Origin of the sequence: Janthinobacterium sp. KBS0711 (assembly GCF_000988085.1) — a bacterium.
GTDB classification, from domain to species: Bacteria; Pseudomonadota; Gammaproteobacteria; order Burkholderiales; family Burkholderiaceae_D; genus Janthinobacterium; species Janthinobacterium lividum_E.
This window is the reverse complement of the sequence record NZ_LBCO01000033.1, coordinates 897291-912367: the sequence shown is the minus strand read 5'-3', so window position 1 is coordinate 912367 and position 15077 is coordinate 897291. Positions and strand designations below refer to the sequence as shown.

Here is a 15077-nt window from a genome sequence, read left to right as displayed (position 1 = left end):
GGTGTATTTTAGAACTTGTAAGTCGCGCGCACGTAGAAAGTACGGCCCAGCGGATCGGCGTAACGCGGATCGTAGCCGGACTGGAAGGTGCCGATCTGGTTACTGAACGGTGGATCTTCGTTCAGCAGGTTTTTCACGCCCACGGTGACTTCGGTGTTCTTGAAGCCCGAGTACGCGCCCGACAGCGACCATACCGAGTAAGCCTTGACGCTTTGCTCGAATTGCGGATCGACATAGTTCTGGTCGCGGTAGCCGCTCATGTACTTGTTCGACAGCGTGGCGTTCCACTTGTCCAGATTCCATTGCAGGGAGGCATTGTGTCTCCAGCGGAATACCGGTGCATTGTCGCCATAGACGCCCACGTTTTGCACGAATTCGCCGCCGCGTTCGTTCTGGTACTCATACTTCTGTACCCAGGTGCCGTCGAAGTTGAAGGTGAAGTTGCCGTACTGGCTGCGTGGCAATTTCCAGTTCAGGCCCAGGTCGATGCCCGAGGTGTGCATTTCGCCCAGGTTGCCCAGGGTGGCCAGCACGTAGTCGAGCTTGCCGTCAGCCGTGTAGATGAAGTTGCTTTGATATTTATCGTAGTTGTCGAACAGAGTCTGTTCGGCCACGGTGCCGATCTTGTCGCGCAACTTGATCTTGAAGTAATCGAGCGACACGGTGACCGACTTGACAGGCTCGATGACGATACCGGCGCTGAAGGTCTTCGATTTTTCCGGGCCGACGTCCGGATTGCCGCCCGAACGGATGTATTGCTGCGCGCCGCAGGCGACGTTGCTGTTGGCGCCAGGGATCGGTACGCCGCCCGGGCACAAGCGTGGATCGTCGTACTTGTTGGCCGTGAAGGTCTTGGTTTGCGGACCATGCAGGTCATACAGCGTTGGCGCGCGGAAACCTGTGTTGTAGGAGCCGCGCAGCAGCACCTGGCTCGTTGGCTGCCAGCGTACGCCGACTTTCGGGTTGAAGCTGCCGCCGACGTCGTTGTAGTGGTCATAACGTGCTGCCAGCGACAGTTCCAGGTCTTTTACGACAGGAATGCTCAGTTCCGTGAAGATGGCGGCGATGTTGCGGCTGCCCGACTGGTTCTGCGCTTCGGCGTAGCCGGAGCTCGACGCCTGGCCAGCCAGGTCGCGGTTCACATTGTATTCCGCCTTGTCGTTACGGAATTCCGTACCGACGGCGAAGCCGACGGCACCTGCCGGCAGGGTGAACAGTTCACGGCTGACTTTGGCGTCGACCGCGGTGCTGGTCATCTTGGCGCTCAGGTACTCGCCTTTCAGGACGGAGTCATTCAGGTAGGCCTGGCCGGCGGCGCTCTGCTCGCCGAACGGATTCAGGATGCCATTGCCAATGCCGTCGATGATGCGCTGGTCATTCAGGTAGCCGCCCGTGAAGGCGCTGGTGGCCTTGCTGACGGAATAGCTCAGGCCGACGTTGTAGTCCCACGCGCCCAGGACGCCTTCGGAGGCCAGTACCAGGCGGTCCGAGGTGCTGGTGTCGAAGCCGCTGCGCTGGCCCGACGCCACTGGACGCCAGCTGATGTCCAACGGTTCGCCCGACAGGCCTGCCATGGCTGGCACGCCACCGCTGCCGCCCGGATAGTACGGCGAGCTCGACGACATGAGGATGCCGATGTTCGACATTGGCGGCGGCGAGATGCGCGCTTCGTTGGTGCTGCGCGAGTGCAGGTATTCGATGGTGGCCAGGTGATCCTGGTTCAGCTTGAAGCTGGCCTTGCCCAGGAAGGATTCCTGCTGGGTTTTCGGGATGGCCTGGATGAATGGCGTGACATCCATGGCGCAGGTGCTCTTGCCCGAGGTATTCTTGTACAGGTTTTCACCCACGCAACCGCCGGCGAAAGCCGGGTTGCCGATCAGGCCATTGCCCGTATCGTAGAAGTTGGCCGGGAAGGTGGTGCCGCTCAGGTTATCGACGCCCTTGCTCGGGATGTAGCCGCTCTTCGAGAAGGAACGGTCGGCCGTGCTCAGCGCCGACTGGCGATGCACGTCGACAACGCCGAAGACGTTGAAGCCATCTTTGTTCAGGTCGCCATAGCCGCCGGACAGGTTCAGGCGCGACTCGTCGCCGCCGCCCGATTTCTGTGGCTCGTAATGTTCGACCGTGACGGAGCCGCCTTTGACGGAACGCTTGGTGATGAAGTTGATCACGCCGCCGATGGCGTCGGTGCCGTAGATGGCGGAAGCGCCGTCACGCAGCACTTCGACACGCTCCAGGGCGGAAATAGGGATGATGTTCAGGTCGACGGACGAACCGTTGAACGGGTGGCTGGCGATACGGCGGCCGTTCAGCAGGACCAGGGTCTTGTCGCCGCCGATGCCGCGCAGGTCGGCGACGGACTGGCCGCCCGTACCGGAGCCAACGGATTGCGAGCTGCTTTGCGAGCTCTGATTCATGGAAATGGTGGACAGGACTTCTTGTGCCGTCGTCAAGCCTTGCTTGGCGAAATCGTCAGCCTTGATCGAGGTGATCGGCAGCGCTGTCTCCGATGCCAGACGCTTGATGCTCGAACCCGTGACTTCGACACGTTGCATGGGTGCATCTGTTGTTTCTTGCGCATACGCGGCGTGCATGCCCAGGGCCAAACTGCCAGCAAACATCAGGCGCAGCGACCGCGATATTACATTTTCTATCATCATCTGAAATTCCTTGTTATTGTGATAAAGGCGGCAATTATTTTGAAATAACTTGTTGCTTACTAACAATTTATTTGCCTTTTTACAAATCCACCAATGAAAATTCTGTAAATTTTCAGGGCCCTCATCAAAACATTCACGATTCAGATTGTCAATTTCGTGCGGACTTTTTGGACGAAATGCAACATATTGCTATTTTTTTTGCATTAGTTCAGGAATAAAATATCGTCAACCCTTGTCAGGCGCACTCAGGCGCGTAAAATAAAACGGCGCACAGCATCTCTGCTGGCGCCCTCTTCGTGCTGCAGGCAAACGCTTGCCAGCGCCGCCCCGTTGATCCTGTTTTGCCAATCTCCCTTAGAACGTATAGCTGCCGCGCAAGTAGTAGGCGCGTCCGAGCGGGTCCGTATAGCGCGGGTCATAGCCTTTCTGGAACAGGGTGCCCTGGTTCGAGAACGGCGGTTCCTTGTCGAACAGGTTTTTCACGCCGGCTGTCAGCAGCAAGCCTTTCCATGTGTAGCTGCCGGACACGTTCAGCAGGCTGTAGGAAGGCACATCGTGGCGGAATTGCGGGTCCACCTGGTTCTGATCCGTGTAGCTGGACTTGAACGATTGCGACACGGTGGCGCCCCAGTTGCCCAGGCGCCAGTTCAGCGCCGCCGTATGTTTCCAGCGGAATACGGGATTGTTGTCTGCGTAGCGGCCCACGTTGGCGATGAATTCGCCGCCGCGCTCGTTCTGGTAGTCATACTTGTGGGTCCAGGTGCCATCGACCGACACGCTGAAATCGCCATAGGCGCCACGGCCCAGGCGCGCATTCAGGCTGACGTCGATACCGTCCGTTTTTACTTCCCCGAGGTTGTCGTTCAAGTCCAGGATGGCGAAGGGCGAACCATCGGGATTGCGCAGGAACAAGGCCTTGTATTTTTCATAGTTGCCGTAGATGGATTGTTCGGGCAAGGAGGAAATCTTGTCCTTCAGGTGGATGTTCCAGTAATCGACGGCGAGCGTGACTTCCTTGATCGGTTCGAGCACGAAGCCGACGGCGAAGGTGGTGGATTTTTCCGGTTTCAGCTTTTCATTGCCGCCTTGCAGCTTGAATTGCTGCAAGTCGCAATCGCGCAGGGGGTTGGCGCCCGGTTGCGGCACGCCGCCCGGGCAGAGGATGGGGTCGTCGTAGGAATCGTTGGTATCGTTCTTCGACGGCGGTGCATTCTTTTCAAATAAGGTGGGAGCGCGGAAACCCGTGCTGGCCGAGCCGCGCAGCACCAGCGCGTTGCTGGCCTGGTAGCGCAGGGCCAGCTTGGGATTGGTGGTGCTGCCCACGTCGCTGTAGTGGTCGAAGCGGGCCGCCAGCTGCACTTCCAGGTCCTTGATCAGCGGCAAGTTGACTTCGCCGAAGACGGCCTGGATCGTGCGCGAACCGCTCTTTGACAGCGAGCCGGACAGACCAGAACTGGCGGCCTGGCCGGCGATGTCGCGGTTCACGTTGAAGTCGGCTTTTTCACGTCGCAGTTCGCCGCCCAGGGCGATGGCCAGCGGGCCGCCGGCCAATTGCATCAGTTCGCGGCTGCCCTTGATGTCGAAGCCCGTGGTGGTGACCTTGGCGTTCTGCACCTCGCCGCGCAGGGCCGTGCTGTCGAGGTAAGCTTTGCCGGCCGCATCCTGCACGCCAAACGGGTTCAGGATGCCGTTCAGCACGCCGGCGGCAAAGCCCGCATCCTGCACGTAGCCACCTGTGAATTTTTCCGATGATTTGCTGATCGCGTGGCTCAGGCCCGTCTTGTAGTCCCAGCCCGCCAGTTCGCCTTCGAGGGCCAGCACCAGGCGGTCGGCCTTGCCGTCCGAGTCGATCTGCCGCTGGCCCGCTTCCACGGGACGCCAGTTGACACTCAGCGGCTGGCCCGACAAGCCCGGCTGGGCCGGCACGCCGCCCGCATTGCCCGGATAGTATTTGCTGGTGTTGGGCAGAATCAAGCCCGTTTGCGGCGGCGGCGCCGTGCGCGCCTTCACCTTGTTTTCCGAATGCAGATATTCCACCGTGGCCAGGTGGCCGCCGCCGAGCTTGAAGGCGCCCTTGCCGAAAAAGGCCACTTGTTCCTGGGCGGGCAAGTTGTCGATCTGGCGCGTGTAATCCTGGCGGCAGGTGCCGTTGGCGGCGGCTACCGACAAGGGCGGCAGACAGCCGCTGGCCGCGTAGGGGTTGCCGGCCAGGCCGTCGCCGCCGTTGGCTGCCGCATCAAAATAATTGCCGGGGAAAGTCGTGCCGCTGGTAATGGACAGGCCGCGCGAGGGGACGATGCCGGTCGCCGAGAAGGCGCGATCCTGCGAGGTGAGCACTTTTTGCTTGTGATAGTCGAGCACGCCGAAAATATTGTAGCCGTCCGTGTCGAGCTTGCCGAAACCCGTCGACAGGTTGACGCGGTGCTCGCCGCCGCCCTTGTGTTCGGGCGCGATGACCTCGGCGGTGATATTCGTGACATTCACCGAGCGCTTGGTGATGAAGTTGATGACGCCGCCGATGGCGTCCGTGCCGTAGATGGCCGAGGCGCCGTCGCGCAGCACTTCGACACGTTCCAGGGCGGCGATGGGGATGATGTTCAGGTCGACGCTGGCGCCGTCGTACGGATGGTTGGCGATGCGCCGGCCGTTGAGCAGCACCAGGGTCTTGTCGCCGCCCAGGCCGCGCAAGTCGGCGCTGGCCTGACCGCCCGTGGGCAAGCCGCTGGTATTGCCGCCGACGGCATTGCCGCTGCCCATGCTGGAGGAATTGGAGGGGATCTTGCTGAGCACTTCCTGGGCCGTCGTCAGGCCCTGTTTGGCAAAATCCTCGGCCTTGAAGATGGACAGCGGCGTGGCCGTTTCCGAAACGAGGCGCTTGATGGAGGAACCGGTGACTTCGACGCGCTGCATGCTGCTCGTGTCGCTGGCTTCTTGCGCCAGCACCTGCTGGCTGAGCAGGCTGGCGGCAAGGCCGCTGGCGCAGATCAAACGGATGGAACGGGACAGGCGTGTTTCTCTGATCATGTTCAAGACTCCTGGAAAAGCGGTTGGCTAGAAGGGCAAGAACGGCCGCGCTGGTTGGCGCACCGAGAACATTGAAAAGTATTTATATCTTTTCAAGCGATCCACTGTAATGAGCTGTAAAAGTCCTTGTCAACATGGCACACAGGTTTGTGTGCCTAAACAACGCAGTGCACGATAGGCACTGATTTGGAACAAAGAAGGTGCATTTTGTGCCGCATTTTTGACGAGGCTGCCATCGCCCTCGCGCGCAAAATAAAAAACGCCCGCTGCAGTGCAACGGGCGTTGGTGTGGATGGCATGACGATAGTGACGCAGCCTTGCCGGCCCAGGCTGCGCTTGGCAGCCTGGGCGGACGCTTAGAAGAACTTGTAGCTGGCGCCCAGTTTGAAGTAGCGGCCGATGGCGCCGCTGGCATCCATCGGGTTGTAGCTCATGCCGCCGTAGGTCAGCGGGTCGAGCGGCGCGATCTTGTCGGTCACGTTGTTGATCGAGGCAAACAATTGCAATTGTTTGTTGACGTTCCAACGGCTCGACAGGTCGAGCGTGGTGAACGAGGCGATCTTGCAACCGTTTGGCGCCGCTGTGCCGTCGGCCAGTTTGGAAGCGCACGGCTTGCCTTCAAACAGGATGTTCTTCATGTCCGAACGGTAGTTCAGCACGCCGCTGACGTTCCAGTTGCCCAGGTCCCACGAGCCGGTCAGATTGATCTTGTCCTTCGGCGTGCCGGCGCAGTTGGAGGTGTCGCAATTGCCATGCGTGCCGGCGAACTGGTAGCGCACGGTGGACGACTCGGCCCGCACCCACGAAGCGATGTGGGTCCAGGTCAGGCCGAACGTGGCGCGGCCGTAGTCGCCCAGGCGCACGCGCTGCTTGACGTCCAGGTCGATACCCTTGATCTCCGTGAAGCTGGAGTTGCGGTACGGCGCCTTGGTGATCAGCAAGGTGCCCGTGTTCGGCGTGACGACGCCATTGATGGTCAGGTTGTTGTCGGCGCGGATGGCCGTCGGCAGGGCGGCCGCTTCGTTGTACGGCAGCGGGTTGATTTCGTTTTCACGCTTGATCTTCCAGGCATCGAGCGACAGGCTGGTATCGTTGAACGGATCCCACACCAGGCCCAGGGTATAGCCCTTGGATTTTTCCGGCTTGAGGCTGGGGTCGCCGATCTTGACGGCCGCCACTTGCAGTTCGCAGTCGCTGGCATTGGCGCCCGGCAAGCGGGTGCCGCCCGGGCAGCGCACGGGATCGCTCACGGTCGAGGTGCCCGTCGATTGCGAATTGGCGTTGCTTTCGGCAGGACCCGGCGCGCGGAAGCCTTCCGAATACGTGCCGCGCACGGCGAAGGTTTTCAGCGGCGTCCACTTGGCGCCCAGTTTCGGCGTGGTCGACGAGAAACGGTCATATTTGTCGTAACGCAAGGCGCCCGACAGTTCCACCGTCTTGATGACGGGCGCCAGTACTTCGAGGAACACGGCCGAGACCTTGCTGTCGCCCTTGGCTGCCACGTAGCTGGAGTTGATGGAACCGTTTTCCGTGCCCGACAGCGATGGATTGTCGAGTTTGTCGCGGCGGTGTTCCGCGCCCACGGCCAGGCCCAGTGCGCCGCCCGGCAACTGCATCAGTTCGCGCGACGCCTTGAAGTCGATGATGTCGAGCTTGGTGGTGGAATCGGAGGTGGCGTTCGTCACCATGGCCGCGTACAGCGAGGCCGGATTCTTGCCCGCCTGCGCGCCGATGTAGTACGGGAAATACTTGCTGTTCGGATTGCCCAGCGCATCCTTGACGACGGCCATGTTCAGCATGTTGCTGTAGTCGAGGTGCAGCTTCGATTCCGAATGCGTATAGCCGGCATCGTAGTCCCAGCCCATGGCGTTGCCCTTGACGCCGAGCACGATGCGGTTGAACTCGTTGTTGGCCTGGCGTGTGCTGGCGCCCACGTCGAAGGCCTGGTAGCGCACGCGCACCGGCACGCCATACGGATTTTGCGGGTGGTTGGCGGCCAGCACGATGGTGGTGCCGGCGCCGGAACCGTAGTTGACGACGCCAGTCGGGCTGGTGGCGTTCGGCGGGAAGGCGATGGTCGGCGTGATCGATGGCGGTATCAGGGTGAAGGCCGTATCGCGCTTCGAGTAGCCCGCTTCCGCGTACACCTGGGTATCGGCGTTGACTTGCCAGGTGCCGCGCGTGTACAGGTTGATCGATTCGATCTTCGGCTGCATCGAGCGGAACTGGTCGTGGTGCCACAGACAGCCGCCCTTCGGATCTTGCGGTGAAGACACGGACAAGGTGGAGCAGCCTGGCAGGGCCACATAGTTGTTGGTGACGGGATCGCGGATCAGGCCCACCGGCGAGGCATTCGCGTCGTTGTTGCCATTGATGTAGCCGCCGGCGAACTGGGTGTTGATCGCATAGCCATACGGACGCAGGTCGGCCTTGCCTATCCATTTGCGGCCGGAGCGCTCGTTGTTCATCAGCATGTCCGATTTGGTGTATTCGGCATTGAGGACGACATTGAATTTATCCGTATCCAGGTTGCCCTTGCCGAAGGTCAGCGAGGCGCGGTGCTGCTTGGCGTCGCTGTCGCCGGAAATGCCCGTGTCGCCTTTCAGGGTCAAGCCTTCGAAGTCCTTGCGCAGGATGATGTTGACGACGCCGGCGATGGCGTCCGCGCCGTAGGTCGAGGAGGCGCCGTCTTTCAGGATTTCGATACGCTCGACGATCTGCATCGGCACGGTGGACAGGTCGGTAAAGCTCTTCTGGCCGTCATCGGCGCGCGCGAACGGCGCCATGCGGCGGCCATTGAGCAAGACCAGGGTCGAGGTGGCGCCCAGGCCGCGCAGCGAGATGGCCGTGGAGCCGGCGGCAAAGCCGTTGCCGAAACCCGTCGGCAGGGAGCCGGCGCCATCGGCGGTCAGGGTTTGCAGGTATTCGGCGACGGTGGCCTTGCCCGATTTCATCAAGTCGTCGCGGGTGATGACCTGTACCGGCGATGCGGTCTCGGCCGTGGCCCGTTTGATGCTCGATCCTGTAATTTCCACACGTTGTACATTGGCGTCTTGCGCCATTGCCGGCGCAGCCATCATGCCTAGGCTGAGCGCTGCTACGCTACCCGAAAAAATCAGGCGTACGGAGCGGGACATCACTGTTTCCATCATCATTCTCAAACTCCGAAAGTGTGCTCGGCTGGCCCTTGTGCGGCACAGCTTTGCCAGGGTGATAAAGATTGCTGCGTCGGCAATCGCTGTGGATCAAACGGCATATCGTGTGAGTTGCCGCCATTGATAAGACCATTTGCCGTGAAACCTTGTCAACGCGCAAATGGGACATTTCGGGATGGAAACAACAGTGTTTTTTATAATGTTTGGATGTTTCAGTATTGGCAATTATTTTGATGCTGCACTGCGCTATGCGTTTTCTGCCCGCCGATAAAAAGTGCGCTCATTCACGGACATAAGGGTTTCTACCAATGCGCTTTTGCGCGGCATTGGCCAGGCTATGTTGCGGCGCGGCAAATTTCCCCGGCAGCGCCGGTGCTTGTTGCTGCGCACGCCAGAAGTGCCGCGGCTTTTCGCCCGGCGAACAGAATATGCGTTATCGTTACGCGTTTTCCAGCGCGTCAATGCATCGGCGCGGCTGGCTGCGAACAAGGCATAGATCTTGCGAGGATGGACTGGTTTTGGCGGTGGAATCCTGTATCCCAGGGGGAAGCCAGTACAAGCGCACCAATACGGTGCGACAGATAATCGAGATGAAGGGTATTACATGAAGTCACCATGGATGCGGCGCGTGGCGCTGCTCGCCTGCCTGGCCACCCTGCCGCTGGCGGCCGTGGCCGTTGACGCCGCCCCCGCGGCCGCGCCGGTCAAAACCTTGCGCTATATCCTGCCGGCCGCCGAGACGGGCTTCGATCCGGCCACCGCGCGCGACCTGTATTCGAACCACATCACGCAGGCCGTCTTCGACACCCTGTACACCTATGATTACCTGGCGCGCCCCGTCAAGGTGGTGCCCGGCGCGGCGGCCGCCATGCCGGAAGTGTCCGCCGACGGCAAGACCTACACCATCCGCCTGAAAAAAGGCATCCTATACACGCCCGACGCCGCGTTCGGCGGCAAGCGCCGCGAACTGACGATGGCCGATTACGTGTATTCATGGAAGCGCCTGTTCGACCCTCGCCTGGCCTCGCCGCACACCTGGCTGCTCGAAGGCAAGGTGGTGGGGCTGGACGACCTGGCCAAGGACGCGGCCAAGGCGAACAAGTTTGACTACAGCAAGAAGGTGGCCGGCCTGGAAATCCTCGACCCGTACACCTTGCGTATCACGCTGACCAAGACCGATTTCAATTTCCCCATGATCCTCGCCTACGTGCCGACGGCGGCGCTGGCGCGCGAAGTGGTGGAAAAGTATGGCGACGTGAAGGGGGAAGTGGGTTCGAATCCCGTCGGCACCGGCTACTACACGCTCGGGGAATGGACGCGCGGCAACCGCATCGTCCTGAACCGCAACCCGCAGCACTTGCCGGAAACGTGGAATTTCCTGGCCGGCGACGACCCGGACGACCAGCGCATCGTGCGCCAGATGCAGGGCAAGCGCATTCCCGCCATCGACCGCATCGAAATTTCCGTGATGATCGAAGACCAGTCGCGCTGGCTGTCGTTCCAGAGCGGCGGCACGGACGTGTTCTGGCTCGATGGCCCGCTGGCGCCGAAAGCGATGCTCAACGGCAAGCTGCGTCCCGAACTGGCGGAGAAGGGCGTGCAACTGTCGCGCCTGCTGGACCCGGAAATCAGCTATTACTACTGGAATATGGAAGACCCGACCCTCGGCGGTTTCAGCAAGGAAAAGATCGCCCTGCGCCGCGCCATTGCCATGGCGCACAATATCGATGAAGAAATCCGCATCATCTGGAATGGCCAGGCCAAGCGCCTCGACTATCCGATCCCTCCGGGCGTGGTGGGTTACGATCCGCACTACAAATCCCTGCTGCAATACGATCCCGTGCTGGCGAATAAATTGCTGGATAAATTCGGCTACAAGAAGGGCGCCGACGGCTGGCGTACTTTGCCCGACGGCAAGCCGCTCTTGATCCGCTACGCTTCGCGCAACGAAGCCAATGGCGTGCTGCAGGCGGAAATGTGGCGCAAGACCTACAACTCGCTGGGCATCCGCATGGAAAACGACCGCATGATCTTTTCCGACATTTTAAAGACGGAAAAGCAGTGCAAGATGCAGTCGCGCACGGCGCAATGGCTGGCCGACTATCCGGACGGCGACAACTTCATGCAGCTGTTCTACGGCCCGAACACGCACCAGAACAACAATGGCTGCTACCAGGACCCTGAATATGACAAATGGTACGCGGCCAGCCAGTCCATGCCGGCCAGCCCCGAGCGCGACGCGCTGTACCACCAGATGGCGCGCCGCCTGGAAGTGAACGCGGGCGCCCTGATCGGCTACGCGCGCTACCGCAACATGCTGGCGCAAAAGTCGGTACTCGGCTACAAGAAGCACCCGATCCTGTTCCAGGAGTGGGCGTACATGGATATCGACAGCACGGGTGCGCCGGTGGCGCCTGCCCCTGCGGCCTCGGCCAATAAATAAGCGCAGCTTATAAAAACAAGGAATCATTATGTTCGCTTATATCCTGCGCCGCCTGTGGCAGATGCTGCCCACCATGCTGGGCGTCGTCCTGCTGGTGTTTATCCTGTTTAACTGGGTGGGCGGCGACCCCGCCTACATCCTGGCCGGCAAGATGTCCAGTGCGGAAAGCATCGCCAACATCCGCCGCCAGCTCGGTGTCGACCAGCCGTATTACGTGCAGCTGTGGATCTTCATCAAGCAGATCGTCACGTTCGACTTCGGCCAGAGCTGGGCCACGGGGGAATCCGTGTCGCACATCATCACGTCGCGCCTGGGGCCGTCGATGATGGTCCTGATCCCGCTGACCGTGCTGGAAACGTTCTTTGGCGTGGCGCTGGCGCTGGCCATCGCTTTCGTGCGCGGCTCGCTGACGGACCGCGCCGTCATGATCGCCTGCACGGTGGGCATGTCGATTTCCATTCTCGTCTACATCATCGTCTTCCAGTACGGCTTTGCTTATAAACTGGGCCTGTTCCCCGTGCAGGGCTGGGGCGACAGCTTCTGGGAAAACCTGCTGCGCTATTCGACCTTGCCGATCCTGATCGGCCTGGCAGTGTCCATCGCGCCGACCCTGCGCCTGTTCCGCACCTTCGTGCTGGACGAGGCGAACCAGGATTACGTGCGCACGGCGCGCGCCAAGGGCCTCAAGGAAGGGCGCATCATGTGGGTGCACGTACTGCGCAACGCCGGCATCCCCATCATTACCTATGTGATGTCGAACTTGCCGGCCCTGCTGATCGGCGCTTTCCTGCTCGAGCGCTTCTTCGGCATCCCCGGCATCGGGCGTGAAGTGATTTTGGCTGTCGAGCGCAGCGACTTTCCGGTGATCAAGGCGATCACCGTGTACGTTGCCGCCGCCACCATGCTCTTCAACCTGCTCACCGACCTGCTGTACCAGGCGGTCGATCCTCGCGTACAACTGAAGTAGAAAGAGACGATGTCGAAACCTCATACATCGCCCGGCCTGTGGGCCCTGGCGTGGCGCCGTTTGCGCGGCGACAAGATTGCAATGGTATCGCTGGCCATGGTCGGCGCTTTTTTCCTGCTGGTGCTGGCGTCCGCCAGCGGCCTGGTGGCCTCGAACTGGGAAGACGAAGTGGCTGTCAGCTACGCGCCGCCCACGTTTGTGGGCGCCGACAAGGACGTGGCCGCCGACGGCGCCATTCCGCTGGCCGATGAGCGCAGCGCGCCCACGCCCGTCAACGTGCTCGATCCGCTGGCCGACGATATCGCCGAACTGCGCGCCCAGATGGGTAGTAACCCTTCCGCTGGCGTGGAGATGTACGGCGTCACCGACCCGCTGGCCGACGACTTGACGGCCTTGCGCGCCGGCATGGGCAAGGCCAAGAAACTCGTCACGCACAAGGCGGCGACACTGCCGTTCGGCGCCGACAAGTGGGGCCATGACATCATCCAGAAAACCATCAAGGGCGGCGAAACGTCGATCGTCGTGGGCCTGGTGGCGGCCTTGCTGGCCGTCGTGCTGGGCACGCTGTTTGGCGCCGTGTCGGGTTACTTCGGCGGCGTCGTCGATGACTTCTTCAACTGGTTCTACAGCATCTTCACCTCGATCCCCTCGATCCTGATGATTCTCACCGTGGCGGCCGTGCTGCAGCAGAAGGGCGTGCTGACCATCGTGCTGATCCTGGGCTTGACGGGCTGGACGGGGCCGTACCGTTTGATCCGCGCCGAATACATCAAGCACAAGGCGCGCGAATACGTGATGGCGGCCGATGCCATCGGCGCCTCGCACTGGCGCAAGATGTTTTCCCACATCTTCCCGAACGTGAGCCACGTGGCCCTGGTGCAAATGTCGATTCTGGTCGTGGGCTTCATCAAGGCGGAAGTGATCCTGAGCTTCCTCGGCTTTGGCGTGCCGGTGGGCACCGTCTCGTGGGGCAGCATGCTCAACGAGGCACAAAATGAACTGATCCTGGGCAAATGGTGGCAGCTGACGGCCGCCGCCACGGCGATGGCCGTGCTGGTGACGGCGTTCTCGCTGTTTACCGATGCCTTGCGCGATGCGCTCGACCCCAAAGTAAAATAGGAGTTGCTCATGGACCAGAATAACCTGTTGGAAGTGCGCGACCTGCGCGTCACCTTCCGCCTGGACAAGAAGACCACGTTCGAAGCCGTCAAGGGCATCTCGTTCAACGTGCCGCGCAACAGCACCGTCGCTCTGGTGGGCGAATCGGGCAGCGGCAAGTCCGTCAGCTCGCTGGCCGTGATGGGCTTGCTGCCGCCGGATAACACCATCATAGCCCCCGCCTCGAGCATTTATTTCGGCGGGCGCGATTTGCTGCAACTGTCGATCGCCGAGCGGCGCACCATGTGCGGCAAGGATATCTCGATGATCTTCCAGGAGCCGATGTCGTCGCTCAATCCCGTGTTCACCGTCGGCTTTCAGATCGCCGAAGTGTTGCGCCAGCACATGGGCATGAACCGCAAGCAGGCGCGGGCGCGCACGCTGGCCCTGCTCGAGGAAGTGGGCATTCCCGACCCGGCCACGAAGATCGACGCCTACCCGAGCCAGATGTCGGGCGGCCAGCAGCAGCGCGTGATGATCGCCATGGCGATCGCCTGCGAACCGAAACTCTTGATCGCGGACGAACCGACGACGGCGCTGGACGTGACGATCCAGAAGCAGATCATGGACTTGATCGCGGCGCTGCAAAAGAAACACCAGATGTCCGTGCTCTTCATTACCCATGACCTGGGCCTGGTGGGAGAGATCGCCGACCAGGTGATCGTCATGCGCCACGGCGAAGTGCGCGAGACGGGCGAGGTACGGCAAGTGTTCGAGGCGCCGCAAGACAGTTATACCAAGGCCCTGCTGCATTGCCGCCCATCGCTCGACGAGCGCCCATGGCGCCTGCCCGTCATTGCCGATTACATGGAAGGCAAGGCCGGTCCCGGCGTCGAGGTGAAGCAGCGCACGCGTGGCTATACGCCGGGCGACGAGCCCGTGCTGGTGGTGAATAACCTGAGCAAAAGCTTTTATACGCGCGAAGGCCTGTTCGGCAAGCGCGAATTCCAGGCCGTCAAGGATGTGTCGTTCACTTTACCGCGCGGCAAGACCCTGGGCGTAGTGGGCGAGTCCGGCTCCGGCAAGACGACGGTGGGCTTGACCCTGCTGCGCCTGCACCAGGCAACGGGCGGCACGGCCATGTTCCACGGCAAGGATTTGATTGCCATGCCGAACAGGGAGTATCTGCCGTATAAACGCCGCATCCAGATCATCTTCCAGAATCCGTATGCGTCGCTGAACCCCCGCTTTACGGTGGGGCAGATCCTGCTCGAACCCATGCGCATCCACAACATCGGCGCCGATGACAAGGAACGCATCGCCAAGGCCTACTGGCTGCTCGACAAGGTCGGCTTGCCGGAACAGGCCTTCCACCGCTATCCGCACGAGTTCTCGGGCGGCCAACGCCAGCGTATCGCCATTGCCCGCTGCCTGACCATGCAGCCGGAAATCCTCGTCTGCGACGAATCCGTGTCGGCGCTGGACGTGTCCGTGCAGGCGCAGGTGCTCAATTTGTTGCAGGACTTGCAGGATGAATTCGGCCTGTCCTACATCTTCATTTCGCACGACTTATCCGTGGTGAAATACATCGCCGACCAAGTGATGGTGATGCACAAGGGGCAAGTGGTGGAACTGGCCGATTCGGATGAGCTGTACCGCAATCCCGTGCATCCGTACACACGCACCTTATTGAGCGCCATACCGAAGGGCGTGCAAATCTAAACACGCTT

7 protein-coding genes are annotated in these 15077 nt (G+C 61.0%); 4 read left to right on the top strand and 3 right to left on the bottom strand.

From position 1 onward, the window contains the following. Positions 1-8: 8 nt before the first annotated feature. The 3 genes from VM94_RS22630 to VM94_RS22620 form a co-directional block, all read right to left on the bottom strand. Positions 9-2555, bottom strand: coding sequence for a TonB-dependent receptor (locus VM94_RS22630; RefSeq protein WP_235432988.1), 2547 nt, complete (start codon positions 2553-2555; stop codon positions 9-11). Between the two features lie 459 nt (positions 2556-3014). Continuing rightward, positions 3015-5684, bottom strand: a complete 2670-nt coding sequence (locus VM94_RS22625; RefSeq protein ID WP_046685404.1) for a TonB-dependent receptor — start codon at positions 5682-5684, stop codon at positions 3015-3017. A gap of 356 nt (positions 5685-6040) precedes the next feature. Further along, the gene (locus VM94_RS22620; protein ID WP_052755893.1) at positions 6041-8821 is read right to left on the bottom strand and encodes a TonB-dependent receptor; all 2781 of its coding nucleotides are present in this window, start codon (positions 8819-8821) and stop codon (positions 6041-6043) included. Positions 8822-9443: 622 nt separating this feature from the next. Between VM94_RS22620 and VM94_RS22615 the strand changes: the two genes are divergently transcribed. The 4 genes from VM94_RS22615 to VM94_RS22600 are packed head-to-tail and all read left to right on the top strand — an operon-like array spanning position 9444 to position 15069. Then, positions 9444-11282 carry an ABC transporter substrate-binding protein gene (locus tag VM94_RS22615; RefSeq protein ID WP_046685403.1) on the top strand — a complete coding sequence of 613 codons (1839 nt, stop codon included), beginning with the start codon at positions 9444-9446 and terminating at the stop codon, positions 11280-11282. Positions 11283-11310: 28 nt separating this feature from the next. Next, positions 11311-12249 (top strand): ABC transporter permease, encoded by a 939-nt coding sequence (locus tag VM94_RS22610; protein WP_034782513.1) that lies wholly within the window; start codon positions 11311-11313, stop codon positions 12247-12249. 9 nt (positions 12250-12258) lie between these two features. Next, the gene (locus tag VM94_RS22605) at positions 12259-13368 is read left to right on the top strand and encodes an ABC transporter permease (RefSeq protein WP_046685402.1); all 1110 of its coding nucleotides are present in this window, start codon (positions 12259-12261) and stop codon (positions 13366-13368) included. Positions 13369-13377: 9 nt separating this feature from the next. Beyond that, on the top strand, positions 13378-15069 hold the full coding sequence (locus tag VM94_RS22600) for an ABC transporter ATP-binding protein (RefSeq protein ID WP_046685401.1): 1692 nt from the start codon (positions 13378-13380) through the stop codon (positions 15067-15069). Positions 15070-15077: the final 8 nt, after the last annotated feature.

Bases quoted from the DNA above. Each gene is read 5' to 3' on its own strand.
- VM94_RS22620 (WP_052755893.1), bottom strand. From the start codon at position 8,821: ATGTCCCGCTCCGTACGCCTGATTTTTTCGGGTAGCGTAGCAGCGCTC.
- VM94_RS22625 (WP_046685404.1), bottom strand. From the start codon at position 5,684: ATGATCAGAGAAACACGCCTGTCCCGTTCCATCCGTTTGATCTGCGCC.
- VM94_RS22615 (WP_046685403.1), top strand. From the start codon at position 9,444: ATGAAGTCACCATGGATGCGGCGCGTGGCGCTGCTCGCCTGCCTGGCC.
- VM94_RS22600 (WP_046685401.1), top strand. From the start codon at position 13,378: ATGGACCAGAATAACCTGTTGGAAGTGCGCGACCTGCGCGTCACCTTC.
- VM94_RS22610 (WP_034782513.1), top strand. From the start codon at position 11,311: ATGTTCGCTTATATCCTGCGCCGCCTGTGGCAGATGCTGCCCACCATG.
- VM94_RS22630 (WP_235432988.1), bottom strand. From the start codon at position 2,555: ATGCAACGTGTCGAAGTCACGGGTTCGAGCATCAAGCGTCTGGCATCG.
- VM94_RS22605 (WP_046685402.1), top strand. From the start codon at position 12,259: ATGTCGAAACCTCATACATCGCCCGGCCTGTGGGCCCTGGCGTGGCGC.